Source organism: Bacteroides celer (genome assembly GCF_002632415.2).
Taxonomy (GTDB): Bacteria; Bacteroidota; Bacteroidia; order Bacteroidales; family Bacteroidaceae; genus Bacteroides.
In genome coordinates this window covers 5,922,670-5,949,579 of the sequence record NZ_CP178209.1, presented here as the reverse complement: position 1 = coordinate 5,949,579, position 26,910 = coordinate 5,922,670, and the positions used below count along the sequence as shown (strand labels likewise).

Annotated in this window: 20 protein-coding genes and 1 pseudogene; 20 read left to right on the top strand and 1 reads right to left on the bottom strand. The window is 40.3% G+C overall.

Annotated elements, in window-relative coordinates:
• Nucleotides 1-6: 6 nt before the first annotated feature.
• The 17 genes and pseudogenes from CJF29_RS23635 (at nt 7) to folK (ending at nt 22,781) form a co-directional block, all read left to right on the top strand.
• On the top strand, nt 7-4,173 hold the full coding sequence (locus CJF29_RS23635; protein WP_229091960.1) for a DUF6443 domain-containing protein: 4,167 nt from the start codon (nt 7-9) through the stop codon (nt 4,171-4,173).
• A complete protein-coding gene (locus tag CJF29_RS23630; protein ID WP_074559248.1) occupies nt 4,173-5,333 on the top strand; it encodes an Imm65 family immunity protein in 1,161 nt (386 codons plus the stop codon). Before CJF29_RS23635 ends, CJF29_RS23630 begins: the two co-directional genes overlap by 1 nt.
• A 301-nt stretch (nt 5,334-5,634) precedes the next feature.
• Nucleotides 5,635-6,609 carry an IS982 family transposase gene (locus CJF29_RS23625; protein ID WP_004310694.1) on the top strand — a complete coding sequence of 325 codons (975 nt, stop codon included), beginning with the start codon at nt 5,635-5,637 and terminating at the stop codon, nt 6,607-6,609.
• The gene (locus tag CJF29_RS23620) at nt 6,581-10,732 is read left to right on the top strand and encodes an RHS repeat-associated core domain-containing protein (protein ID WP_255299430.1); all 4,152 of its coding nucleotides are present in this window, start codon (nt 6,581-6,583) and stop codon (nt 10,730-10,732) included. Before CJF29_RS23625 ends, CJF29_RS23620 begins: the two co-directional genes overlap by 29 nt.
• Before the next feature lie 233 nt (nt 10,733-10,965).
• Nucleotides 10,966-11,475 (top strand): RDD family protein, encoded by a 510-nt coding sequence (locus CJF29_RS23615; RefSeq protein ID WP_074559767.1) that lies wholly within the window; start codon nt 10,966-10,968, stop codon nt 11,473-11,475.
• 434 nt (nt 11,476-11,909) lie between these two features.
• Nucleotides 11,910-12,505 (top strand): annotated as a pseudogene (locus CJF29_RS23610) (RHS repeat-associated core domain-containing protein); the annotation flags it as partial.
• 336 nt (nt 12,506-12,841) lie between these two features.
• Nucleotides 12,842-13,093, top strand: coding sequence for a hypothetical protein (locus CJF29_RS23605; RefSeq protein ID WP_143024904.1), 252 nt, complete (start codon nt 12,842-12,844; stop codon nt 13,091-13,093).
• Nucleotides 13,048-13,599: a hypothetical protein gene (locus CJF29_RS23600; RefSeq protein WP_074559763.1), complete on the top strand. Its 552-nt coding sequence runs from the start codon at nt 13,048-13,050 to the stop codon at nt 13,597-13,599. The genes CJF29_RS23605 and CJF29_RS23600 overlap by 46 nt, the downstream gene beginning before the upstream one ends.
• Nucleotides 13,600-14,490: 891 nt before the next feature.
• The gene (locus CJF29_RS23595) at nt 14,491-16,971 is read left to right on the top strand and encodes a TonB-dependent receptor domain-containing protein (RefSeq protein WP_175486924.1); all 2,481 of its coding nucleotides are present in this window, start codon (nt 14,491-14,493) and stop codon (nt 16,969-16,971) included.
• Nucleotides 16,972-16,987: 16 nt separating this feature from the next.
• A complete protein-coding gene (locus CJF29_RS23590; RefSeq protein WP_074559756.1) occupies nt 16,988-17,308 on the top strand; it encodes a hypothetical protein in 321 nt (106 codons plus the stop codon).
• Between the two features lie 192 nt (nt 17,309-17,500).
• Nucleotides 17,501-18,400: a methyltransferase domain-containing protein gene (locus CJF29_RS23585; protein WP_074559754.1), complete on the top strand. Its 900-nt coding sequence runs from the start codon at nt 17,501-17,503 to the stop codon at nt 18,398-18,400.
• Nucleotides 18,401-18,403: 3 nt separating this feature from the next.
• Nucleotides 18,404-19,285, top strand: coding sequence for a cell division protein FtsX (locus CJF29_RS23580; RefSeq protein ID WP_004302888.1), 882 nt, complete (start codon nt 18,404-18,406; stop codon nt 19,283-19,285).
• Between the two features lie 113 nt (nt 19,286-19,398).
• On the top strand, nt 19,399-19,641 hold the full coding sequence (locus tag CJF29_RS23575) for a DUF3098 domain-containing protein (RefSeq protein ID WP_074638849.1): 243 nt from the start codon (nt 19,399-19,401) through the stop codon (nt 19,639-19,641).
• Nucleotides 19,642-19,643: 2 nt separating this feature from the next.
• Nucleotides 19,644-20,498 carry an undecaprenyl-diphosphate phosphatase gene (locus CJF29_RS23570; RefSeq protein ID WP_099147398.1) on the top strand — a complete coding sequence of 285 codons (855 nt, stop codon included), beginning with the start codon at nt 19,644-19,646 and terminating at the stop codon, nt 20,496-20,498.
• On the top strand, nt 20,498-21,220 hold the full coding sequence (gene truB / locus CJF29_RS23565; protein WP_004298886.1) for a tRNA pseudouridine(55) synthase TruB: 723 nt from the start codon (nt 20,498-20,500) through the stop codon (nt 21,218-21,220). Before CJF29_RS23570 ends, truB begins: the two co-directional genes overlap by 1 nt.
• 17 nt (nt 21,221-21,237) lie before the next feature.
• Nucleotides 21,238-22,296: a tRNA preQ1(34) S-adenosylmethionine ribosyltransferase-isomerase QueA gene (queA, locus tag CJF29_RS23560; protein ID WP_004298889.1), complete on the top strand. Its 1,059-nt coding sequence runs from the start codon at nt 21,238-21,240 to the stop codon at nt 22,294-22,296.
• On the top strand, nt 22,296-22,781 hold the full coding sequence (gene folK, locus CJF29_RS23555) for a 2-amino-4-hydroxy-6-hydroxymethyldihydropteridine diphosphokinase (protein WP_099147397.1): 486 nt from the start codon (nt 22,296-22,298) through the stop codon (nt 22,779-22,781). The genes queA and folK overlap by 1 nt, the downstream gene beginning before the upstream one ends.
• Here the strand turns inward: folK and CJF29_RS23550 are convergent.
• A complete protein-coding gene (locus CJF29_RS23550; RefSeq protein ID WP_004302899.1) occupies nt 22,756-22,944 on the bottom strand; it encodes a hypothetical protein in 189 nt (62 codons plus the stop codon). The genes folK and CJF29_RS23550 overlap by 26 nt on opposite strands.
• 230 nt (nt 22,945-23,174) lie before the next feature.
• Between CJF29_RS23550 and metK the strand changes: the two genes are divergently transcribed.
• The 3 genes from metK to CJF29_RS23535 all read left to right on the top strand — a co-directional run bounded on the left by metK (nt 23,175) and on the right by CJF29_RS23535 (nt 26,810).
• Nucleotides 23,175-24,467, top strand: coding sequence for a methionine adenosyltransferase (gene metK, locus CJF29_RS23545; protein WP_008023738.1), 1,293 nt, complete (start codon nt 23,175-23,177; stop codon nt 24,465-24,467).
• A 180-nt stretch (nt 24,468-24,647) separates the two neighbouring features.
• On the top strand, nt 24,648-26,312 hold the full coding sequence (locus CJF29_RS23540) for a tetratricopeptide repeat protein (protein WP_074559750.1): 1,665 nt from the start codon (nt 24,648-24,650) through the stop codon (nt 26,310-26,312).
• A 126-nt stretch (nt 26,313-26,438) separates the two neighbouring features.
• Entirely contained in the window at nt 26,439-26,810 is a 372-nt protein-coding gene (locus CJF29_RS23535; RefSeq protein WP_074559747.1) for a DUF3244 domain-containing protein, read from the top strand.
• The last annotated feature ends 100 nt before the right edge of the window (nt 26,811-26,910 follow it).

Sequence of the window (26,910 nt, the reverse complement as noted above, 5' to 3'; positions counted from 1 at the left end):
TGAAAAATGAAAAGAATCGTTAGCATATTATTATTTGAACTGTGCTGCTTGTTATGGGCAGGAACAGGATGGAGCCAACAGTTTGATGACAGCTTTCCAGTAGTCGGGCCTCCTAACGAGGGACGCCACAAGGCCGATGCCATTGATTTAGGCAAACCGGACTCGACGTTTTATTTCGTAGATGCACGTGACAGCCGCGAATACTCCAATGACGCGGGAGGAAGGGCGTGTGACATTTATTATAAATTAGAAGTGGAGCGTCCGATGGATATCATTATCCATAATTTCCGTTCGAAGATACAGGCGACACGAACTCATCTTTATAAAATCCGGGAGCTTGAGGACTACGAAATTCCCGAGGGTGAGTTGTGCCCTGAGATAGCTTGTTCGGATGAAGTGAACTTGGATATGGTGGATGAACTTTGTTCACGCTATATCGATGAAATGCCCGAATTTAGGTATGGTGGGAATAACAGGGGACTTTTGTGTATGAAAAGATTGGAAAAGGGTACGTATTATGTCATGTCCGAAGGTGACGAATACTATTGTATTGATTCTGATTGCAATGGAATCATTGTTACTACCATACGTGGATTTGCTGCCGAAGGAAATCATTCCGATTATCCGATTTTTGCCGGAATATATGGGCAGGATTTCAATTATGAAGACGATAGGGATCCTTGGTATTACTATTCGGAACGGGGAAATAAGACGATTGTGCATTATGCTTTTACCTTGCGGCACGCGATGGATATCACCATATCACAGAAATGGAGTGATTCGATTGGGGGAAAAGTCTTTTTGGAAAGCGACAAAATCTCGGTTGAATTTTATGAAGATACACTGTCTCTGCAACTTCTTCCCGGAAATTACCAAATCGAATTGAACAGCAACAGTTTTAGTGCTCCGTGTCTTTGTATTTCCGGTCGTATGTCCGATTATAGTGAACCTTGGGAAAATCTGCCTCCTGGTCTGACCGAAACTTGCAATTATATCTATTCGATACGACCTACTATTGAAACCTCTTCTGTTGCGGAAATGGCGTCTGGACAGGCGATTTATACTGTCCGCTATTTTGATGGTTTAGGACGTCCTTCGCAAGTGGTGGACAGGGGATCTTCTCCTTTACAGAAAGATATACTACGGTTTCAGGAGTATGATCTCCAAGGGAGGGAAGCCCGAAAATGGTTGCCGGTAGTTTCCACTGGTGATGGCGGATACGTAGCGAAGGATTACTTTACCCACTTCTCCCGTTCTTTTTATTCTGGAGATTCCTGTGCCTACAGTTATCCCGTGTATGAAGATTCTCCTTTGAATCGCGTTACGGAGCATTACGGTGAAGGTGGCGAATGGCACGAAAAAGGAAAATCCGTAAAGACAGATTATCGCCTGAATATGTTGGAAGATAGTTTGCTGAATTGTCTCCGTTTTCGGATAACCGAGGTTTCCGATACGCTGTTTGCTATTGATAATTGTGGCAACTATGAACCAGGGGCATTACATGTGGAATGCAAAAGTGATGAAGACGGAAATGTCTCCTGTTTTTTCACTGACCATGCGGGGCAGACGGTATTGCGGCGTGAGCTTCCGGGCAATAGTGTTCCGTCAACTTATTGCGACACTTATTTTATCTACGATGGCAACGGTCATCTTCAGGCGGTACTTCCTCCGGCAGCGATTGACAAAATGCAGGCTACCGGCAGTTATTCAAGTGCTTGCCTTGAGCAGTATGCCTATTTCTATCGATACGATCGTCGTAATCGTTGCATTGCCAAGAAACTTCCCGGTTCCAGATGGGAATATTTCGTCTACGATGATGCCGACCATTTGATTCTTTCACAGGATGGCAACTTGCGTCTGTGTGGCGAATGGAAGTTTTCGCTTTCTGATGCTATGGGACGTGTTGTTTTGACAGGTGTTTGTCGGAACGAAGTGGCTGATGTCTCCACTTTCCTGTGTGGAGTGGTGGCGGAGGCAGTATATTCGCCCTACAATACGGATACAACATTCGGCGGCTATTCCATTCATGGAGTGACATTATCCTCTCCTGTGTTGCATTCGGTTTACTATTATGACGGTTATGCTTTCCTTGGTCAAAACGGTTTTCCGTTTTATGCGTATGATGAAAGCTTAGAGGTGGAAGGATATGGGGCATGGTATGGTGATTCTTGTAGTGTTTACTCCCACAAAGGGTTGCAAACCGGTAGCATCAGTTTCCCGTTGGAAGCCCATGCACCGGCGTTATACTCGGTTTCTTACTATGACAAGTACCGTCGCTGCATACAGACTCATAGCTCACATTTGCTGGACGGATGCGATAGTGAATACCTTTCTTATGATTTTGCAGGCAAACTGTTGAAACGTCTTCATTTGCAGACAGCATCAGGGGCTGCTCCCCAGAGTGAATTGTACACGTATCGTTACGACCATGCGGGACGCCTGCTCGAAACAAGGCACCGCCTGAATGACGGTTTGGAAGTGTCCCTTTCGGAATGTTGCTATGATGCCATCGGCCGTTTGGTGTTCGATAAGAAACATGCGAATGATCTCTTGCAGACTGAATATTTGTATAACGTTCGTTCGTGGCCGAAGTCGGTGAGCAGTCCTTTGTTCAATCAGACACTGTACTACATGGATGGCGCTGGCACTCCTTGTTACAACGGAAACGTCAGCAGCATGACGTGGGGGACGGGCTCTTCTCCTATTCGTGGTTACAAATTTACTTATGATGGCTTATCCCGCATGACAGATGCTGTTTATGGTGAAGGAAATGCTCTGACGCAGCACCCGAACCGTTTCAATGAGCAAGTGTCTGGATATGATAAAATGGGGAATATTTTAGGTTTGTTTCGCTACGGACAAACCTCCACGGGTGGTTACGGGTTGGTTGACAACCTGAATTTTGTATACGATGGTAATCAGTTGCAATCGGTGTATGACAATGCGATTCTATCTGCTGCTGCCACCGGAATGGAGTTTGTGGACGGAATAGATTTACCTATAGAGTATACTTATGATGCAAATGGCAATTTAACTAAAGATTTGAATAAGAAAATAGTTGATATTCAATATAATTGTTTAAATTTGCCTACCTGTGTAATATTTGCGAATGGTAACAGTATTTCTTATCTTTATGATGCGAATGGTACGAAAATCCGTACTACACATGTAATAGGAAATGATACTACCATAACAGATTATTGCGGCAATGTGGTCTATGAAAATGGAGTTCCCAAGACGTTGTTGACAGAAGCTGGGTTCGTCTCCTTGAATGACAGAATATATCATTATTATCTGAAAGACCATCAAGGAAATAATCGTGTGGTCGCAGACCAAAACGGTACTATTGAGGAAGTGAATCATTATTATCCATTTGGCAGTATATTTACTTCTGCGTCATCTGTTCAGTCTTATAAGTACAATGGGAAGGAGTTGGATAGAAACGATGGGCTTGATTGGTATGATTATGGGGCGAGACAGTATGCCCCGGCGATTGGAAGGTGGAATGCGGTGGATCCATCAAGTGAGAAGCATTACAATTGGAGTCCATATAGCTACTGTAAGAATAATCCAGTGTTGAGAGTAGATATTGATGGAAAAGATGATTATACAGTAAACAGTGCAGGTAGGCTTTTCAAAACTGTTGTAGAGGGTTCTACTGATGATAGATTGATGAGCACTAGATCAGGTGTTAAACCGATAACTGTGAATGATAAAAAAATACTTTCTGGAATGTATAATATGCAAGATGGTAAATCAGGAGGCCTTGAAACTTATAATTCAACATCAAACCTTGAGGATGCAGCCACAGTTTTCAAATTTGGAGCTGACAACACTTCTGTTGAATGGAAATTGGATATATATAATGATAAGGGAGATAAAACGGCTATTATCGGAACTTCGGGTAGAGAAGATAGTGTATTCTCTGATAAACAGAGTGAATTGAATGTAAAAGGAGATAAAGTGATAGATATGCATTCACATCCATATAATGCCCATGCTTCTGGCCAGGACATGAAAAATTTGAAAATAAAGACAGGTGCTGTCTATCATAGGGATAGTAAAGTATTATTCTTCTACAATAGTGAAAATCCACGTATTGGTAATAATGAATATAAAATAGATACGAGTAAAACGTTGTTAGATAAGTTAAATGATAAATTTATGAAGTAATGAGAACTACGTTTCTAAATTTGATATTATTATTTGTTATAGTAGGCTGTAAACAGCCTACTATAAACAAAGTTCAGCAAGCGGTGGAAGCGCAAGCCAAATTACTTGTGGATAGTGGCTTGATTGCTAATGAATATGTAGTATTATATGAGTTGGCTATTAATGATTCCAATCATATATACAGTATTCAAGCAGCTGATTGTCCGGCAGATTTAAAATTTGAATATCCTTCAAAGATCATTAAGCACAAGGATAAGTATCTCTGTTTTATAGAATTGGATGAGGCACCGATGTCTGTAAAGGAAATGATAGAGGCGTCTGGTTATTCGGGCAATCTTGTGGTAGAAGGAGGCGGGGGAAAGCGTTGGCTTTTGGTTGTTTCCAAACTTGGAGAAAAGAAAATATTAATAGATACTTCGTTGCTTAGGGGATGGGACACATATTTTAATATTACGGAATTGTGGCCCTATTTTTCGGGATATGTGAAAGGATGCCCAGTACAGATGGGGATTATGTCTCATGATGTTGAGGTGAGCGATTCCTATTTAAGTTGTAATGTGGATAGTATAAAACGGAATTTACTTTGGAATGAAAACCAGAATACTACAATGATAAAGAACGTATATGGACAAATGTATCTGAAAAACAATACAGATTCCATTGTTTACTTGTCGTCAAGTACTAAAAAACATTATGCTGTTGTAGATGGTCAGGATAGCCTTTATTTGTCACTTGGTGATTCTTTGCCCATTATTTTGGGACCGAATGAAAAAAAAAAATTAGAATATAAAAGCCTGCCTCATCAAGATGAGTTCTTTAGAAATCTTACGTTGAAAGAAGATCCTTGGGAATATTTCTATAATCTATTTTGCAGATCAACATACAGCCTTATAAATGTAAATGGGAAAGATTCCCAAACAAAAGTGATGTTTCATGATATTGATAATTATGGATTTAATGTTTCTATGACGTCTCCTAGTCTTCAATTTCAGATATTAAACCATGGTATATACGATAAGAAGTATGGGGAAATGTCGAGATTCAGATTTTGGTCTGATAAATGGGGGGCTATGAATAATGCTGACAAGCAGAGGCTATCAGATGATGCAGATGAAAGATTTCAAAGAAACATGAATCTGGTAAAGGATAATAGTAAGTAAGCGAATCTACATGTCTATGTGTCTTACCCATGGTATAAGTTGACTAGAAAACAGCCAATTTGTATCAGGGTATTTTATATTTTCTGATTTGAATGATTTTTAGGGTTGTATAATATTCTTCGGAATTTAATATTCGAGAGTATGCAATTTGAAGTTTGTTAGTAAAGAAAAATAGGAACTATCTAAAATATAATCTAATATTTTTCTTAAAAAGTCTCATTTCTCTTTTAGTAGAAAGCCTTTTATAGTTGTATTTATAATATGTATAACCCGTTGGCGGAATTAAAAAGATAATATATTGATGTTTAAAAAGTTGTGCATATTATTGATTTATAGTATATTAGAGATGGTCAAACCTTTAATATATCATCAATATATGCACAACTTATATACAATATTCAGTAAAATTCTTAAGATTTGCAAGCAATTTGGCGATAACCTCATAAATGAGAAGGGAAATATTCCTCGTCCAGGTGTTGTTCCCAAGTTTTCAGATATAGAAGTTATAGCTTTGAACCTTACATCCGAAGCCATGGGTATAGATAGTGAAAGTAATCTTTTCATTAGACTTTCTGAGTATAAGGATAAAATGCCCAATCTGATTTCAAGACGCCAGTATAATGACAGGCGTAAAACTACATCAACCTTATGCGACACTATCCGTAAAAGAATAGCTGAGAAGATAGATGGTGGTGAAGAATATTTCTGTATTGATTCAAAACCTATAGAGGTATGCCGGGTAGCTAGAGGGAAACGTTGTAAAATGGGCAGAAACGATTATAGTAAAGCTCCATCATTCGGATATTGTGCCTCTCAGAAGAATTATTACTATGGATATAAATTACACGCTATTTGCGGTTTAAGTGGAGTTATCCATTCCTTTGACCTGACAAAAGCAAGTGTTCACGATATCAATTATCTTAAAAATATCAGATATGAATATCATGACTGCAGCATTTTCGGAGATAGAGGATATATTAGTAAGAATGTGCAACTGGATTTGTTTGAGACTGCAAATATAAGACTTGAAGTTCCATATAGACTGAACCAAAAGGACTGGAGTCCTACATTCATCCCATTTGCTAAAGCCAGGAAAAGAATCGAAACGGATTTCTCACAACTATGCGATCAGTTCATGATAGTGAGAAATTATGCTAAAGATACAGTAGGATTGTTTACCAGAATACTCGGGAAAATAAGTGCATTTACAATCCTTCAATATATAAACCACATTAACAACAAACCTATTGGCAGACTTAAATATGCGCTTATTTAATTCCGCCAACGGGTTCGTTAGTATATTATTATTTGAACTATGCTGCCTGTTATGGGCAGGGGCAGGATGGAGCCAACAGTTTGATGACAGCTTTCCGATAGTCGGCCCTCCTAATGAGGGACGCCACAAGGCTGATGCCATTGATTTAGGCAAACCGGACTCGACGTTTTATTTCGTAGACGCACGTGACAGCCGTGAATACTCCAATGATGCGGGAGGAAAGGCGCGTGACATTTATTATAAATTTGAAGTGGAGCGTCCGATGGATATCATTATCCATAATTTCCGTTCGAAGGTACAGGCAACAAGGACTCATCTTTATAAAATCCGGGAACTTGAGGATCACGAAGTTCCCGAAGGTGAGATGTGTCCCGAGATAGCCTGTTCGGATGAAGTGAACTGGGATATGGTGGATGAACTTTGTTCGCACTATATCGATAAAATGTCTGAATTCGGGTATGGCGGGAATAACAGAGGGCTTTTGTGTATGAAAAGATTGGAAAAGGGTACATATTATGTCATGTCCGAAGGGGACGAATACTATTGTACTGATTCTGATTACAATGGAATCATCGTTACTACCATACGTGGATTTGCTGCTGAAGGAAATCATCCCGATTATCCGATTTTTGCCGGAATATATGGGCAGGATTTCAATTATGAAGACGATAGGGATCCTTGGTATTACTATTCGGAACGAGGAAATACGACGATTGTGTATTATGTTTTTACCTTGCGGCACGCGATGGATGTCACCATATCACAGAAATGGAGTGATTCAATAGGAGGAAAAGTCTTTCTGGAAAGCGACAAGACCTCGATTGAATTTTATGAAGATATACTGTCTCTGCAACTTCTCCCCGGAAATTATCAAGTCGAATTGAACAGCAACAGTTTCAGTGCTCCGTGTCTTTGTATTTCCGGTCGTATGTCCGATTATAGTGATCCTTGGGAAAATCTACCTCCTGGTTTGACCGAAACTTGCAATTATATCTATTCAATACGGCCTACTATTGAGACCTCCTCTGTTGCGGAAATAGCGTCTGGACAGGCGATTCATACTATCCAATATTTCGATGGTTTAGGACGTCCTTCGCAAGTGGTGGACAGGGGGTCTTCTCCTTTACATAAAGATGTACTATGGTTTCAGGAATATGACCTTCAAGGGAGGGAGGGCCGAAAATGGTTGCCGGTGGTTTCCACTGGTGATGGCGGATACGTAGCGAAGGATTACTTTACTTTTTTCTCCCGTTCTTTTTATTCTGGAGATTCCTGTGCCTACAGTTATCCTGTGTATGAGGATTCTCCTTTGAATCGCGTTATGGAACATTACGGCGAAGGTAGCGAGTGGCACGAAAAAGGAAAATCAGTAAAGACAGGTTATCACCTGAATACGTTGGAAGATAGTTTGCTGAATTGTCTCCGTTTTCGGATAACCGAGGTTTCCGATACGCTGTTTACTATTGATAATTGTGGCAACTACGAATCGGGGGCATTGCATGTGGTATGTAAAAGTGATGAAGACGGAAATGTCTCCTGTTTTTTCACTGACCATGCAGGACGGACAGTGTTGCGGCGTGAGCTTCCGGGCGATAGTGTTCCGTCAGCTTATTGCGACACTTATTTTATCTACGATGGCAATGGTCATCTTCAGGCAGTACTTCCCCCGGCAGCGATTGACAAAATGCAGGTTACCGGCAGTTATTCAAGTGCGTCATCTGCTTGCCTTGAGCAGTATGCCTATTTCTATCGATACGACCGTCGTAACCGTTGCATTGCCAAGAAACTTCCCGGTTCCAGATGGGAATGTTTCGTTTATGATGATGCCGACCATTTGATTCTTTCACAGGATGGTAACTTGCGTCTGCGTGGTGAATGGAAGTTTTCGCTTTCTGATGCCATGGGACGTGTTGTTCTGACGGGTATTTGTCGGAACGAAGTGGTTGATGTCTCCACTTTCCTGTGTGGAGTGGTGGCAGAGGCAGTATACTCGCCCTACAATACCGATACGATATTCGGCGGCTATTCCATTCATGGAGTGACATTATCCTCTCCTGTGTTGCATTCGGTTTCCTATTATGATAGTTATGCTTTCCTTGGTCAAAACGGTTTTCCGTCTTATGCGTATGATGAAAGTCTAGAGATGGAAGGATATGGGGCGTGGTATGGTGATTCTTGTAGCGTTTACTCCCACAAGGGGTTACAGACCGGTAGCATCAGTTTCCCGTTGCAAGCCCATGCACCGGCGTTATACTCGGTTTCTTATTATGACAAGTACCGCCGCTGCATACAGACTCATACCTCCCATTTGCTAGACGGACGCGATAGTGAATACTTTTCTTATGATTTTGCGGGCAAACTGTTGAAACGTCTTCATGTACAGACAACATCAGGGATTGCTCCCCAAAATGAATTGTATACATATCGTTACGATCATGCGGGACGCCTGCTCGAAATAAGGCATCGCCTGAATGACAGTTTGGAAGTGTCCCTTTCGGAATGTGGCTATGATGCTATCGGTCGTTTGGTGTTCGATAAGAAACATGCGAATGATCTCTTGCAGACTGAATATTCATATAACGTTCGTTCGTGGTTGAAGTCAGTTAGTGGTCCTTTGTTCAATCAGACATTGTGCTACACGGATGGTGTTGGTACTCCTTGTTACAACGGAAATGTCAGTAGCATGACGTGGGGAGCGCACTCTTTTCCTGTTCGTGGTTACAAATTTACTTATGATGGTTTATCTCGCATGACAGATGCCGTTTATGGCGAAGGAAATGTCCTGACGCAGCACCCGAACCGTTTCAATGAGCAAGTGGCTGGATATGACAAAATGGGGAATATTCTAGGTTTGTTTCGCTACGGACAAACCTCGACGGGCGATTACGGGTTGGTTGACAATCTGAATCTTGTATACGATGGTAACCAGTTACAATCGGTGTATGACAATGCGACCCTATCTGCTATTGTCTCCGGAATGGAGTTTGTGGATGGAATTGATTTACCTATAGAGTATACTTATGATGCAAATGGCAATTTAACTAAAGATTTGAATAAGAAAATAGTTGATATTCAATATAATTGTTTAAATTTGCCTACTTGTGTAATGTTTGCGAATGGTAACAGTATTTCTTATCTTTATGATGCGAATGGTACGAAACTCCGTACTACACATGTAATAGGAAATGATACTACCATAACAGATTATTGCGGCAATGTGGTCTATGAAAATGGTGCTCCCAAGACGTTGTTGACGGAAGCTGGGTTCATTTCTTTGAATGACAGGAAATATCATTATTATCTGAAAGACCATCAAGGAAACAATCGTGTGGTCGCAGACCAAAACGGTACTATTGAGGAAATGAATCATTATTATCCTTTTGGTGGTCCATTTGCTTCGACTTCATCTGTTCAGCCTTACAAGTATAATGGGAAGGAGCTGGATAGAAAAGGTGGATTGAATCTGTATGATTATGGGGCGAGACATTATGATCCGGTGTTAGGACGGTTTATGACTGTGGATCCGATGGCGGAGAAATACTATAGTTGGTCGCCTTATGCGTATTGCTTGAATAATCCAATAAAATACATAGATCCGGATGGTCGAGATCCAAAGAAGTTGAGTCATTGGATACGATTTGGAAAAGAAGCCGCTAAGGCTGTCAGTGTTGTAGCAAGTGTAGGACTTCAGGTAGCTGGCGAGGTGGAATTGGGCAGCAAGAAGGTTGGAGGTGATATGAACCTTATTTCACAAGATGTTGCGGGTGTCAAAGATGGCGTTTTTTTCCATCCAGGTGGTAATTTTGATAAAACGGAAACAAAACAAGGAATAGAACTTGGAGTTGGTTTCATAGGTGTTTCAGCACAGAAAAAGATAAAAGAGGAGTCTGGTAAACAAATATTAGAAGAACAACAAAGTATTTCTTTGGGACTTTTAGAACATACCAATACAGAAACTACTCTTATTGATCAAAATTATCATACGGTAGGTAAAACACAAAAAATATCAGAAACAAAAACTGCAGATTTAGGCATTAAAGCAAAGGCTATAGTTGGGCTTGAATTAAGCCTCGATTTGAACAAATTATGGGATGCATTAGGTAAATTATTATTAGACAAGTAATTAAAATAAATCATTAATATGTTTAACAGATTCGTACCTCTTTTCATTGTCATTGGAATTTTTCTTATTATTTACGCATTTGCGTTAATGTTTATAGGAGATTGGGAAAATGGTATTGGATATTTTTTTTCTGGGATCGCAGGTCTGATATTATGTAGAATAGTGCTCAAGATTAGAAAATGGTGGAGAGATTGATCATGTCAAATATGTGTGTTATATAAAAAATAGATATTATGAATATAATGAATAAAAGGATTGAAGCTTTTGTTATAGATGTTATTGTTTTAATGATAGTGAGTTCTCCTTTTTTCCTAATAAGTGTTTGGCTTAATAATAGTATGCTTTGGATGAGTTTTGCCCTAGCTCTAATCTATAGTTTTCTGTTTTGTAAAGATGTGAGTGGTGGAAGAAGTTTTGGAAAGCAAAAGGCTGGATTATGTATTCTTTCGGAGAAAAGTGAGTTAATTCCTTCTACAACAAGATTGATATTACGAAATATATTCTATATTTTGTGGCCTATAGAAATAATTTTGTTTTTTTGTAACTCAGGAAAAAGGCTTGGCGATTTAATAATGCGAACTAAAGTTGTAGTATGTAATAAAGAACCAGATGTAACCTTTCGATTTACATTTAAATATATCTGTTCTATTTTTGTAATGACTATTATTTTGTTTATTTTATTTTTTTCTATTGGTAGATTAATATATGAATTTAGCCCGTTAATGCGTTTGTTGTATTCTTGACGCACATCCTTCCGCATAATATATGCGGAAGATTAGGTATGAAGATTATTAATCCTGTTAATCTGCGAATGATTAACGGGATTTTTTATGCGAGAACTATAGATGGATTTTGACTAAATCATTGGAATCAATGCATTCTATTCTTAAATCTACATTTTGAAGAACAACTAACTACTATCCTGATATGAATTGACTAAAATCGATTTATATCAGGGTAGTTCATGATTGAGGAGGGTCCGTTATAAATACTACCCCTATACAGAGAGGAAACAATGTATTGGGTGGTGAGGAGGAAGAATATGCAGCCTACAACTTTATGGAAGAACCCCTGAACCGACAACATGTTCATACAGCCATAGGAAACAGCACACAAACGGAAGTCTGTACATACAAGTAGACCACACGGGACGTCTTTCAAAGACAAAGCATAAGTTGAATACACCTATGACAAGAATGACAACATGGCCAAAGATTTAAACAAGAATATTACTGGGATTCAATATAATTATTTAAATTAGCCAAATAAAGTCACGTTCAAGGATGGCAGTACCATTACTTATACGTATGCAGTGAACGGAACGAAGCTCCGCACAGTGCACAAGATAGGAAGCACTACCACCACAACGGACTATTGCGGAAATGTGATCTATGAGAATAGAGTACAGAAATTGTTACCCACTGAGGCCGGACATGTTGCGCTGTCCGACAAGAAGTATCACTTTTACTTGCAGGATCATCAGGGAAACAATCGCGTAGTTGTGATCAGACGAGGCAAAAGGAAGAGGTAAACCATTACTATCCGTTCGGAGGCACGTTTGCTTCAGCAGAGAAAAGTATTCAGCCTTATAAGCATAATGGAAAAGAACTTGATACAAAAAATGGATTGAATTGGTATGACTATGGGGCAAGACAGTATGATGCAGCGTTGGGAAGATGGAATGCGGTGGATCCGATGGCGGAGAAATATTATTCATGGTCGCCTTATACGTATTGCCTGAATAATCCAATGAATCGTATAGATCCTACTGGAATGGATTCGTTTTACAATTGGGAGAGAGAATCTTATAAAGATGAAGGAAGAGATGAGGTATCTTGGATGATTTTGCGGCTAAGTTTTAATAGGATAGGACACAGTGAAAGTCATGATGTTCCCCCCTACTAGTAAAGATGTAGACGCAGTGACAGGAGCAACACCTAAAGTTGATCCTTCGTTGTACCTACTGAAAAGGCAAATGTAGCTCCGTCAATCCCATTAAGTGGTATAATTGGATTTACTATAAGCAAGACTGCAGCAAGTGTTTTAGGTCTTTTCGCTGCTATTCCAATCATTTTGCAGGGGGATACTAATCCTGATGATGTAAGAGAGGTGATAAAGAAAAAGAAATTCACTACTACCACTGATGAATTTGCACATGAGAAAACAAATAAAGGAGGTAAATTGAAAGGAGCAAAAGGCGATAACCATGATAAACAGTACACACATGGTGGGAAAAACAGACCAAAGAATCCCAACCAGAAGAAAGGGGCTGAAGAAAGAAGAAATAAAGGTAGAAATATAATTGATTATAAGATATGTTACAAAAATTACTTATTGATGCATATAAGCATAAAAAAATAGCGGATATTAATATGTATGGTGAAGAAGACTCAATAATTGGATATATTACACATATTGACAAAGAGTTCTTTACTATAGAAGAGATAGATAAGTTTGGAAATGCAATTGGAAGTACTACTTACGCAATAGCAAAAATTGCAAATCTCTCTCTGGATAATTGGTATTTGCGCAGTCTGCAGATTATAATATGCAATCGTGACAAATTGAATGAAGAGAAGAGGATTACTATTCACAAGGATGGAAAAGAACTTCTGCCTGAAATAGAGTATTTAAAAGTAAATGAAATAATAGTAATGCTGTTTTTCGAAGAAGACCAGTATGAACTAGGATTTATATTAGATTATGACGAGAATTTTATCCTGCTCAAAGATGTTGGACAAGATGGTTGTGTATTAGGTATTACTTGCTACCAATTAAATGAAGTTGTGGGGTTGAGATATAATGGCCTAGGTGAACAGAAAACTAGAATACTATATGATTCTAAAAATGGTTCCCCCGCTTTTTAGAGGCAATAGTAAGCACAAAAGTTGGGGCGGGGTTATACTTTAGCGGTATGATTGACGAAAATGGTTTTTGAAACATGCTCTGGTAGATGGTGGATACATCGCAGGTGGACAATACTATTTCTATATTCAGAATCATTTGGAAAATAACTCGTCTTTCCGAATTTGTAATGCGGTAGTTGTGAATATTAGCATTTGTAATGCGAACATCTGCAAATCCCGTTGTTCATTGGTAGCGAACAGCGGGATTTCTTTATATTCTATGCCTATATACAAAGCTTAGCCTCTGAACCGAGTATTTGAACAGTATGACCCAGACACAGATTGGCAAACTAACATAAAATCCGTCAAGACTACCTGCCAGACCAACACAGCCAACAACGTTAAGTTTTAGACGGATGCTATTGATGTTGCCAATAAATCAGTCAAAGGAGTATATTCCGCTACAGGTAGCTATAAAGGTTATTCTATCCAAATAGATTAAGATAATATATAAATTCGTGTTAGGTGCTAAAGATGATTTCGATGAAGTCATTAAAGATATCATATTGTCGACAAAGGGTAAATGGAAAATATCCAATGAAGCGCTTCAGTCAAAATGGTATTTTGCCATTGGACGTTTTGTTGTTAGGTCCTAAGCCCTGTCTTACCCTGATATAAGTTTGGCTAGAAAACAGCCAATTTGTATCAGGGTATTTGGTATTCTCTAATTTGAAGTTTGTTAGTAAAGAAAATAACAGCTATCTAAAATATAATCTAAGATTTTTCTTAAAAAGTTTCATTTTTCTTTTAGTAGAAAGCCTCTTATGGTTGTATTTATATTATATATAGTTTCCCTATATACTTTGATATACAAATAGTTTGTAATAACCAAAATCTAAATATTTTATGTCTATGAAAGCATTTACTCTCAAAACATTGCTTAATTGTGGTTTCTCACAATCTTTCTGCATTTCTTTGATGAAAAAAAGTGGTACCGCTTTCTTTTTGGCCTTATTGCCCATTTCTGTGACTTATGCGGATAATGGAACTGTTTTAAAGGATACGATGAAATTGCCGTGCAGTTCACAACAGATTGATGGTACCGATCTAATGAAAGTGAAAGATGCCAATTTTGTAAATTCATTGATAGGAAGATTGGCTGGAGCTACGATTAATCCCAGTGCTTCCGGTGTGGGTGGTTCGGTAAGGATGGTGCTACGTGGTTACCGTTCCATATTAAAATCCAACAATGTGCTTTTTACTTTGGATGGTGTACCTTTGCCACGACTGGAGTCAGAGCAACTTTCTAATGTATATGCCTCTAACTGGCAGACTGGTGACGGTATAGCAGCTTTCTCTCCTGACGATATAGAAAGCATTTCGGTGTTGAGTACTGCAGCAGCTTCCACTTTGTATGGTAGCCGTTCTGCTAGTGGTGTAGTAATGGTCAATACAAAGAGGGCGCGTTCAGGGAAGCTTAGAGTAGAGTTGGGGAATAGTACTACTTTCAGTTTGCCACTTGTTATGCCTGAATTCCAACAGACTTACGGGGCGCAATGGGGAGACAAGATAAATCATCCCCAGTCGTGGGATCCGACGGATTTTTTCCGTACCGGACATACTATCAATAATTCCCTTAGCCTTTCTCTTGGAAATGAGTATAATCAGACGCGGGTTTCGGCTGTCACGATGAATGGCACTGGCATCATTCCCAATAACGATGTAGATCGTTACAATTTCTCACTCCGGAATACATCTTCTTTATTACATCATAGACTAAAGCTTGACTTTACTTTGAAATATATTCATACCGCAGAACAGAATATGTTATCGCAAGGTATGTATGGCAATCCGCTGGTTCCTGTCTATTTGGTACCTGATGTGTTGCAAGAACGTATTAATGTCAATCCCGATTATAACTACAAGAATCATTTTGAAGTTTACGATCCGAGGCTTGGAGCTAATGCGCAATATTGGCCTTTAGGAGATATGGGGATGGGTATGCAAAATCCTTATTGGATAATCAACCGGAATTTGTACAATCAGAAAAAGAAACGTTTACTAGGCGGGATAGGAGCGAAATTCGACTTAACCTCCTGGCTTAATGTGTCAGGACGTATTCATTACGATCGTGATAAAGAAGCCGCAACCAAAAAACTTTATGCGTCTTCTCTTCAAGCCGGTCCTTTGGGCTCGTATTATGAGTCTGAAGATAAGAATATGCAGGTTTATTCCGATCTCCTGTTTAATGTCAATAAAAAGCTAGGGGATTTTTCAATTGATGCCACTTTAGGTTCTTCTATTTGTGATACGAAGTTTGATAGCTCTTGCGCTGGTGGTATGCTGGGAGCACTGAACCAGTTTAATTTATCAGGACTGGATAAACATGGGGGCTATCACTATATAGATCAAGACTTTAATTATCATGACCGGGTTACGTCATTGTTTATACTTGCACAATTGGGTTATAAGAACCGATTATTTCTCGATTTGGGTGGACGAATGGAATGGCTTAAATTCTGGGATGATGATTCAAGTTATTCTACTGATGTTATCTATCCTTCGATAGGAGCATCTGTAGTCCCAACTGGATGGTTGCCTGATAATCCTAACCGATTCCTTTCGTTTCTAAAACTCAATTATACCTACAGTGAAACCGGTAATAGTTTTACCGATTATATCTTTTTGAATAAAAAAAGGGTAGGTTTGAAACCTAGATTGGAGGATAATATGTTGGATCCCGAGCATACCAAGTCTCACGAAATAGGGCTCAATGCAGGTTTTCTTAATGATAAAATCAATTTGGCGTTTACGATGTATAAGACATCTACTTCCGATTTACCGTTTGGGGGATATCTTCCTATTCCTTTTCAGGGGGATATTTATTTCATGTATAATGGGTGTAGGATTGATAATAAAGGTTTCGAGCTAACCTTGAGTGCAAATATGAATATCGGGCAGGTTAAGTGGGATGGACGTTTCACTTATTCTATCAATAAGAATGAAGTAAAGCAGCTTACAGAACCTCAGAAAAATCCTATAACAGATACCGATTCTAATTTAGAAGAAATTCAGATGGCCAAAGGTAGTGGTTGGTATACTCCATTGAAGAAAGGTGGCTCGATAGGTGATATATATGTTACAGATTTGCAGAGGGATGAGCAGGGAAATGTTGTTATTGATAAAACTTCACAAAATGTCGTTCCTGTAAACGAATATATATATGCGGGTAATGCTGACCCTAAATATACGATGGGGCTGGCAAATAGCTTTTCCTGGAAAGGTTTTGAACTTGATTTTGTAATTCACGCCCGCTTTGGCGGCGTAGGCCTATCAATGACTCAAGCAGTTATGGATCATTGGTGTATCACAGGCCACAGCCATAGCCCGTGACAATGGTGGTGTTTGGGTGAGTGGTGAAAAGATTCCGGCAGAGAACTACTATAGGCTGGTAGGCTGGACACGTACAGGAACGGTGTATACATATGATGCCACTAATATTCGTCTTGCTGAAATGTCGATCGCTTATCATATTCCCGTCAACCGATGGGCGAAGTGGATACAGGATGTACGGGTGGCATTAGTGGGACGTAACTTGCTTATGTTGTACAATAAAGCTCCATTTGATCCGGAATCTACGGCAAGCACCGGAACCTGGGGGCAGGGCATAGACAACTTCCGTCAACCCAGCTACAGAAACATGGGCTTTTCCGTTAATCTGACTTTTTAATCTTTCTTCAAAAAGATATCTTGTCCCGATATGAGCTGTCAAAACTACTCTCATCTTGTATCGGGGCAACTCTTCTATTAAAAGTCCTTAACGAAAGCCTATTACATCACTTTTTATTTGTTTCTTTGCACCAAATTCGGGTATAGTGTTGTCTTGTCATTCGAGGCAGCACTTAATTTTGCTTAGAAATTAATGGAGAAACTCAGTATAAATGCTTGTCCGGTGTGTGGCGGTACGCACTTGAAACGCGTCATGACTTGTACGGATTTTTATGCTTCGGGCGAACAGTTTGAACTGCATTCGTGTGAGGACTGTGGATTTACATTCACACAAGGAGTTCCCGTGGAAGCAGAGATAGGTAAGTATTATGAGACTCCCGACTACATCTCCCACACTGATACGCGCAAGGGCGCGATGAATAATATCTACCATTACGTACGTTCTTATATGCTGGGCCGCAAAGCGCGTCTGGTAGCTAAGGAAGCGCATCGCAAGACGGGGCGTTTGCTTGATATAGGTACGGGAACCGGCTATTTTTCCGATACAATGGTTCGTCGGGGATGGAAAGTAGAGGCAGTGGAGAAAAGTCCGCAGGCACGTGAGTTTGCGAAGTTGCATTTCGATCTGGACGTAAAGCCCGAATCGGCTTTGAAAGAGTTTGCTCCCGGCAGCTTTGATGTTATCACTCTTTGGCATGTGATGGAACATTTGGAACACCTTGATGAGGTGTGGCAGCGACTTCATGAGTTGCTGACAGAAAAAGGAGTATTGATTGTAGCTGTACCCAACTGCTCTTCTTATGATGCTCAACGTTATGGCGAGTATTGGGCGGCATACGACGTTCCCCGTCATCTCTGGCATTTTACTCCGGGCACTATACAACAATTGGCTTCCCGTCATGGCTTTATTATGGCGGCGCGTCATCCGATGCCGTTCGATGCGTTCTACGTATCCATGTTGAGCGAAAAACATCGTGGCAGTTCGTGCAGTTTCCTGAAAGGGATGTTTGTCGGAACGTTAGCATGGTTTAATGCTTTAGGACGGAAAGAGCGCAGTAGTTCCATGATTTATGTATTCCGAAAAAAGAGATAACGCATGGGAGATCAAAACAAATATAAGTCAGGTTCAATCTTCGACATGCAGTTCATTACGTCGAGTATCAGTACGACATTAGTGTTGCTGTTGCTGGGACTGGTTGTCTTCTTCGTATTGACAGCACACAATCTTTCCGTATATGTCCGCGAGAATATCAGTTTCTCCGTTCTTATCAGTGACGACATGAAAGAAGCGGATATACTGAAACTTCAGAAGAAGCTGAATCAGGAACCTTTCGTGAAACAATCCGAATATATCTCTAAAAAACAAGCACTGAAAGAACAGACGGAAGCAATGGGAACCGATCCGGAAGAATTCTTGGGCTATAACCCTTTTACCGCTTCCATTGAAATCAAACTCCATTCCGACTATGCAAACTCCGACAGCATTGCGAAGATAGAGAAAATGATTAAAAAGAACACCAACATACAAGATGTGCTCTATCGAAAGGAGTTAATTGACGCCGTGAATGATAACATACGAAATATCAGTCTGGTACTGCTTGCCTTGGCGGTAGTGCTTACTTTTATCTCTTTTGCCCTGATAAACAATACCATAAGACTGGCTATTTACTCCAAACGCTTCCTCATTCACACCATGAAGTTGGTAGGAGCGAGTTGGGGATTCATCCGGGGGCCATTCCTTCGAAAGAATGTATGGAGCGGGATATTGGCAGCCATCGTTGCCGATTCCATATTGATGGGGACCGCTTATTGGGCCGTGACGTACGAACAGGAATTGCTTCAGGTCATCACGCCTGAAGTCATGTTGATAGTCTGTGCAAGCGTATTGGCGTTTGGAATTGTAATAACGTGGCTATGCGCCTATTTCTCCATGAATAAATACTTGAGAATGAAAGCAAACAGCCTGTACTATATTTAGCGGATGGCGAATGGCTGACGGCAAACCTGTGTTTGCGTGTGATTAGCATCCGTAACAACCGACTGATAGATTAAGGGAATGATTGAAATTAGTAATTTGTAATTAAATAAACTATGTCTGACAAGCAGAAATTTGCCTTTGATAAAGTGAACTTTATCTTGCTCGCAATAGGGATGGCGATTGTTATTATCGGCTTTCTATTGATGACGGGACCTACATCGTCCGAAACGCTTTTTGAACCCGATATTTTCAGTGTACGCAGAATCAAGGTAGCGCCAGTCGTTTGCCTGTTTGGCTTCTTGTCTATGATTTACGCTGTATTACGCAAACCTAAAACACAAAAAACAGAAGAATAAAGATGGGGGATTTAACGACATTTGAGACGATTATTATTGCTATTGTAGAAGGATTGACAGAGTTTCTTCCGGTTTCTTCTACGGGACACATGATTATTACGCAAAACATTTTAGGAGTAGAAAGTACTGAATTTGTAAAAGCGTTTACTGTTATTATCCAGTTTGGCGCGATTCTTTCAGTGGTTTGTCTTTATTGGAAACGTTTTTTCCGGTTGAACCATACACAGGCTCCTGTGGGTGCTTCCGCTTTGAAGTGTTTTCTGCATAAATTCGATTTTTACTGGAAACTGCTGGTAGCTTTTATTCCTGCCGCCATTTTGGGATTCCTGTTCAGCGATAAGATAGACGAGATGCTGGAGAGTGTAGCAATAGTGGCAGTGATGTTGGTGATCGGCGGTATATTCATGTTGTTCTGCGATAAGATCTTTTCGAAAGGAAGCGAAGATACAGTGCTGACAGAAAGAAAGGCATTCAATATCGGTTTGTTTCAGTGCATTGCCATGATACCGGGAGTATCCCGTTCGATGGCTACCATCGTTGGAGGTATGGCCCAGAAGCTGACTCGCAAAGATGCTGCCGAGTTTTCATTCTTCCTTGCCGTGCCAACCATGTTTGCGGCAACCGGTTACAAGGTGTTGAAACTATTCTTAGATGGTGGTACGGAGATTCTTCTCAACAATATGCCGGCACTTATTATAGGTAATGTAGTAGCTTTTATTGTCGCTTTGCTGGCTATCAAGTTCTTTATTAGCTTTGTTACGAAATATGGCTTTAAGGCGTTTGGCTGGTATAGAATTATTGTTGGCGGAACCATTCTGGTAATGCTGCTGCTTGGATACAACTTAGAAATTGGCTGATGAATTTTAAAAAGGGAGAAGTACTGTTTTTCAATAAACCTTTCGGATGGACTTCATTTAAAGTAGTAGGGCACGCCCGCTATCATATTTGCCGTCGGATCGGAGTGAAAAAACTAAAAGTCGGGCATGCCGGAACACTGGACCCTCTTGCAACAGGGGTGATGATTGTATGTACAGGCAAGGCAACCAAACGAATAGAAGAGTTTCAATATCATACGAAGGAGTACGTAGCAACGTTGCGCTTGGGCGCTACTACCCCGTCATACGATTTGGAACATGAAATAGATGCCACCTACCCTACCGAGCATATCACAAGGGAACTGGTGGAAGAAGTGCTGACGCACTTTATCGGTGCCATCGATCAGGTCCCCCCTGCCTTCTCTGCCTGTATGGTAGACGGCAAGCGTGCTTATGAACTGGCCCGGAAAGGAGAAGAAGTCGAACTAAAAGCAAAACAGCTTGTTATCGACGAGATTGAATTGCTGGAATGTCGCCTGGATGATCCGGAACCGATGATTCAAATCCGTGTTGTATGCAGCAAAGGGACTTATATCCGTGCCCTGGCCCGCGACATCGGCGAAGCACTCCATAGCGGAGCTCACCTGACAGGATTGATCCGTACCCGTGTAGGTGATGTCCGGTTGGAAGACTGTCTGAATCCCGAACACTTTAAAGAGTGGATCGACGGACAGGAGATAGAAAATGAGGAAGAAAATAATTAACGTAATAAGGAATAGATATGAAATTATCACAATTCAAATTTAAGTTACCCGAGGATAAGATCGCTCTACATCCTATGAAATATAGAGATGAGTCGCGTTTGATGGTATTGCATCGTAATACAGGTAAGATTGAGCACAAGATGTTCAAAGATGTGTTGGACTACTTTGATGATAAAGATGTGTTTATATTCAATGATACGAAGGTGTTTCCTGCCCGCTTGTACGGTAACAAGGAGAAGACAGGTGCTCGTATCGAGGTATTCTTGTTGCGTGAGTTGAATGAAGAACTTCGTTTGTGGGACGTATTGGTTGATCCGGCACGTAAGATACGTATCGGTAACAAGCTGTATTTCGGTCCGGACGATTCAATGGTGGCTGAAGTGATTGATAACACCACTTCTCGCGGACGTACGCTCCGTTTTCTTTATGACGGACCTCATGACGAGTTCAAAAAGGCACTGTATTCTCTGGGTGAAACTCCACTCCCCCACTCTATTATCAACCGTCCCGTAGAACCGGAAGATGCTGAACGCTTCCAGTCTATTTTTGCAAAGAACGAGGGTGCGGTGACTGCTCCGACTGCTAGTTTGCACTTCAGCCGTGAGTTGATGAAACGTCTGGAAATCAAAGGTGTGGACTTTGCATATATCACTTTGCACGCTGGTCTGGGTAACTTCCGCGACATCGACGTAGAGGACTTGACGAAGCATAAGATGGATTCGGAACAAATGTTTGTAAACGAAATGGCGGTGAAAACCGTGAATCGTGCCAAAGATAACGGTAGAAATGTATGTGCGGTAGGTACGACAGTGATGCGTGCTATTGAAAGCGCAGTCAGCACTGACGGACATCTCAAGGAATTTGAAGGATGGACGAACAAGTTTATCTTCCCTCCGTATGAATTTACCGTAGCCAATTCAATGATTTCCAATTTCCACATGCCGCTTTCTACCTTACTGATGATTGTAGCTGCTTTTGGTGGTTATGACCAGGTGATGGATGCTTATCATGTAGCATTGAAAGAAGGTTACCGTTTCGGCACGTATGGAGATGCAATGCTGATTTTGGACAAATAATGGCAAAAGTTTATCTGGGACTCGGCACTAACCTTGGGGATAAAGAACAAAATCTTCGGGATGCCGTGCAGAAAATAGAAGAGCAGGTAGGGAAAATCGTTTCCCTGTCTGCTTTTTACATAACTGCCCCTTGGGGATTTTCTTCCGATAACAGTTTCCTGAATGCAGCGGTTTGTGTAGATACCGAATTGGCTCCCATAGACGTTTTACAGAGAACGCAGGCGATTGAACAGGAATTGGGACGTACGAAGAAATCCGTCAACGGCATATATAGCGACCGCCTGATTGATATTGATCTGTTGCTTTATGATGATTTGATACTTTCCACCACTTCTCCTTCAGGAGCAAAGTTAATCCTCCCCCATCCGTTGATGGCAGAACGTGACTTCGTCATGAAACCACTGGCGGAAATTGCTCCCGGATTAGTGCATCCGGTACTTGGAAAAACGATAAAGGAGCTTACTTCTTCTTTTTCTCCGCAATAAAGACCGGTAAATAGGCAATGCATCCTATCAATACTGCATACAGCAAATGAATCTCCTGAAACGGCTTATCGATGAAATGGCAGACAATGGCATAGATGGCAATCGTGAAGCCTATATAAAGAGCCAGCACCAAAAGCGTTTTTAATTTCTTATTTAGAATCATTATAAATCTATTTATGTGTTAAATATAGGGCAAAGATACTCATTATCTCCGAAATCTCTTTATCTTTGTACCCGAAATGAAAGTGTGGACAGATTTGAGTAGCTTGCAACCACGGAAAAAAATGCTAAAACACGTCTGATTGACGCCTTTCGGTTTATCCTTTGCAGCACTCGCCTCTCCTACTCTCTCTCATTTTTTAATTTTCAATTTTTAATTCTTAATTTAAAAAGATGGGATACTTATTTACATCCGAATCGGTGTCAGAAGGACACCCCGACAAGGTAGCCGATCAAATATCGGATGCCGTGCTTGACAAACTGTTGGCTTACGACCCCAGTTCGAAAGTAGCTTGCGAAACACTAGTGACTACCGGACAAGTGGTGCTAGCGGGTGAAGTGAAAACTAAAGCGTACGTTGACCTCCAGCTCATCGCGCGCGAAGTGATTAAGAAAATCGGTTATACCAAAGGAGAGTACATGTTCGAAAGTAACTCTTGTGGCGTACTTTCCGCTATTCATGAGCAAAGTCCCGATATCAACCGTGGTGTAGAGCGTCAGGACCCGATGGAACAGGGTGCAGGCGACCAGGGTATGATGTTTGGCTACGCTACCAATGAAACGGAAAACTACATGCCGCTTTCTCTTGATCTGGCACACCGCATTCTGCAAGTGCTGGCCGACATTCGTCGTGAAGGAAAGGTGATGACTTACCTCCGCCCCGATGCCAAAAGCCAGGTTACTATTGAATATGATGACAACGGAACTCCTGTTCGCATCGATACAATCGTTGTTTCTACGCAGCATGATGACTTTATCCAACCGGAAGATGATTCTCAAGCTGCCCAGCTGAAAGCTGACGAAGAAATGCTGTCTATCATCCGCCGTGATGTGATCGAGATTCTGATGCCTCGTGTCATTGCTTCTATCCATCACGATAAAGTGTTGGCGCTGTTCAATGATAAAATCATTTATCATGTGAATCCTACGGGCAAGTTCGTAATTGGTGGTCCTCACGGAGATACCGGTTTGACAGGTCGTAAGATTATCGTTGATACTTATGGTGGTAAAGGTGCTCACGGTGGTGGTGCTTTTTCCGGAAAAGATCCTAGCAAGGTAGACCGTAGCGCAGCTTATGCAGCACGCCATATCGCTAAGAATATGGTAGCGGCAGGCGTAGCAGATGAAATGCTTGTGCAGGTGAGCTATGCTATCGGTGTGGCTCGTCCGATCAATATCTTTGTAGATACTTATGGCCGTTCCCACGTCAACATGACGGATGGTGAGATTGCCCGCGTTATCGATCAGTTGTTCGATCTACGCCCGAAAGCAATCGAAGAACGTCTGAAGCTTCGTAATCCTATTTATCAGGAAACAGCTGCTTACGGTCACATGGGACGTGAACCGCAAGTGATAACGAAGAAATTCTTCTCTCGCTACGAAGGGGACAAAACTGTGGAAGTGGAACTCTTTACATGGGAGAAACTCGACTACGTAGATAAAATCAAGGCTGCTTTTGGTCTGTAAAATAGCCTGAAAGCGAGCTTAGCTCATTAGGTAAGAGCCACAATCTCAACTCCTTTTAGTAGGATATGAGGTTGTGGCTCTTGATTTTAAATAAGTTATATTTAAATAAATGTCTTTTGGATATTAATCTTCTTTTGCCGGAATTTGCTACTTTTGGCCCGTAAATAAACAGACTGCCTAATGAAAACAAGATGTTGTTGTTCTAAACGCTATTTATTGGCGTTCTTTAGTTTGCTTGTCAGCGTAGGTAGCATTCTGATGCCTGTCTCTCTATCTTCTTGCTCTTCTTCGGTGAAGAGTCCATTGCTACTATCTGCTGACTCATTGATGGAAATATATCCTGATAGTGCATTATCTATTTTGGAATCAATTTCCTCCCCACAGAAATTGTCACGTGCTGACAGAGCACTTTATGCGCTATTGCTTACGCAAGCAAGGCATAAAAATTATATTGCTTTAGGAGATGATTCGCTGATAAAAACGGCTGTTGAATACTATGGCGATAAGAAGAAAAGTGTACGTGCTGCAAAAGCTCATTATTATTGGGGAGCTACCTATGGTGAGAAGGGGTATACTTCATTTGCTGTAGACGAGTATTTGACGGCAATTCGGTTGATGCCTGTTAGGGATGAGTTCTTAGCAATGATATATGATAATCTTGCGGACTGTTATGAAAAAGATGAATTGTTTGATATAGCGATTGATGCCTATCGTGAGGCTTATCAGATATTGAAAGGAGGAAGCCAACAGACATATCCATTGAGAGGTATTGCACGTATGTGTTTATTGCAAAATAAGAAGGATAGTGCATTGTTTTATTATCATCAAGCTCTTGATTGCGCATTGGCAGAGCAAGACTCTAGTTTGATAGGGGCTCTTTATCATGATCTTGCTATGGCTTATAATGAAAAGAAGGATTATATTCAAGCAGATAAATATGTATCAAAGGCAATTATGGTACAAGGGCAAGATGCTGTCAATGTCTGTTTATCAAAAGCTCAAATTATGTTGAATTTGAATAAGCTTGATTCTGCCAGCTATTTTTTTAGGAAGAATATAGATCAGCTTGATATTTATGGAAGGGCTGTTTGTTATGATGGAATGTATCAGATAGCAAAGAAAAGGGGTGAATGGAAAGCTGCAACAGAGAATATAGATGCATATAAAGTTCTTTATGATTCTATTCAGTTCATGACTGATAATGAGGAGCTTAATAGACTTATGGATAAGCACCAACTGGAGGAACATAAGAGATTGTTATCAGAACATACTAAAACTTTAATTTTTAGCTTGGTTACTGCATTCTTTTTATTGATGGTTGTGTGTGTTTTCTATTTTATGTGGAATGACAGAAAGAGAAAGAAGCATTATATTGCTTTACAGCACGAGTTGACTCAAAAGCGAGTAGATACTATGTTGCTAAAAGAAGAAGAGGTTTCTGAATCTAATAAAGAAGATTTGAATAAGAAGAGATCGGAGTTGACGGAACGGCAGATTCAATTATGTATATCTGTTCTTAAAACTACTGATTGCTACGACCAATTGGAAGCATTGGAGAGAGCAACTCATAAACAACTATTGATGATGCGTAGTTTGAGGAAAGAAATACGTTCTGAAATTTCCAATGCGTTTGTTGATGTGATGATGAATTTGAAGGAACGTTATCCGGCTTTAACTGGTGATGATATATTTTATTGTGTTCTTTCATTGCTCTGTTGTTCAAAAACTGTCATGATGGAGTTGATGGATGCTACATCAGATGCTCTTAAAACACGCAAAAATCGTATAAAGAACAAAATGGATGCTCAAATTTTCGATCGTGTATTTGGAGTTGATATTCAATGAGATATGTCGATTTTCTTAGGTTAATTTTGCTTCTAAATAAAAGCCTGTTACCATTGTTACCGCATAAAAATCGTTTCTTTTGCTTCATCTGTGTATTTTTGAGGCGAAATTTTAAACCCATTTATTATGAAGACTAAATTTTTACCTCTTTTGTTATTGACTGTCTTACTACAAGTAAGCATGTTTTCTTTTGCTAATGAAATGACAACTGCACGTATAATCAGACTAAAGAATAAAACTGAGGTACAACATCGGTCTATCCCTGTTACTCCTGCTGCTTGTATTGAAAACTCATTGTTATCTATTGACCTTCTTTCTACTGTTCCTACTGTAACTGTTACCATCAAGGATGCAGAGACAGGAGAGGTAGTTTATACATCTACTGATTTAAATGTAGATAAGGTTTATATTGATCTTGCAGGTGAAGAAAAAGGTAAATATACTTTGGAGATACAACTTCCGAAGGAAGCCTTTATCGGAGATTTTGAATTAGATTAAATCTTTGGAATATATATTATTTGCAACTAACATAAGATGATATACCTAAATCATTAACTGTTGAAGCCCCGCTGCTGAAATATATGGCACATTGCTGAAA

Bases quoted from the DNA above. Each gene is read 5' to 3' on its own strand.
- CJF29_RS23595 (WP_175486924.1), top strand. From the start codon at position 14,491: ATGAAAGCATTTACTCTCAAAACATTGCTTAATTGTGGTTTCTCACAA.
- folK (WP_099147397.1), top strand. From the start codon at position 22,296: ATGGCAAAAGTTTATCTGGGACTCGGCACTAACCTTGGGGATAAAGAA.
- CJF29_RS23550 (WP_004302899.1), bottom strand. From the start codon at position 22,944: ATGATTCTAAATAAGAAATTAAAAACGCTTTTGGTGCTGGCTCTTTAT.
- CJF29_RS23585 (WP_074559754.1), top strand. From the start codon at position 17,501: ATGGAGAAACTCAGTATAAATGCTTGTCCGGTGTGTGGCGGTACGCAC.
- truB (WP_004298886.1), top strand. From the start codon at position 20,498: ATGAATTTTAAAAAGGGAGAAGTACTGTTTTTCAATAAACCTTTCGGA.
- metK (WP_008023738.1), top strand. From the start codon at position 23,175: ATGGGATACTTATTTACATCCGAATCGGTGTCAGAAGGACACCCCGAC.
- CJF29_RS23625 (WP_004310694.1), top strand. From the start codon at position 5,635: ATGTTTAAAAAGTTGTGCATATTATTGATTTATAGTATATTAGAGATG.
- CJF29_RS23615 (WP_074559767.1), top strand. From the start codon at position 10,966: ATGAATATAATGAATAAAAGGATTGAAGCTTTTGTTATAGATGTTATT.
- CJF29_RS23580 (WP_004302888.1), top strand. From the start codon at position 18,404: ATGGGAGATCAAAACAAATATAAGTCAGGTTCAATCTTCGACATGCAG.
- CJF29_RS23630 (WP_074559248.1), top strand. From the start codon at position 4,173: ATGAGAACTACGTTTCTAAATTTGATATTATTATTTGTTATAGTAGGC.
- CJF29_RS23540 (WP_074559750.1), top strand. From the start codon at position 24,648: ATGAAAACAAGATGTTGTTGTTCTAAACGCTATTTATTGGCGTTCTTT.
- CJF29_RS23535 (WP_074559747.1), top strand. From the start codon at position 26,439: ATGAAGACTAAATTTTTACCTCTTTTGTTATTGACTGTCTTACTACAA.
- CJF29_RS23575 (WP_074638849.1), top strand. From the start codon at position 19,399: ATGTCTGACAAGCAGAAATTTGCCTTTGATAAAGTGAACTTTATCTTG.
- CJF29_RS23570 (WP_099147398.1), top strand. From the start codon at position 19,644: ATGGGGGATTTAACGACATTTGAGACGATTATTATTGCTATTGTAGAA.
- queA (WP_004298889.1), top strand. From the start codon at position 21,238: ATGAAATTATCACAATTCAAATTTAAGTTACCCGAGGATAAGATCGCT.
- CJF29_RS23600 (WP_074559763.1), top strand. From the start codon at position 13,048: ATGTTACAAAAATTACTTATTGATGCATATAAGCATAAAAAAATAGCG.
- CJF29_RS23635 (WP_229091960.1), top strand. From the start codon at position 7: ATGAAAAGAATCGTTAGCATATTATTATTTGAACTGTGCTGCTTGTTA.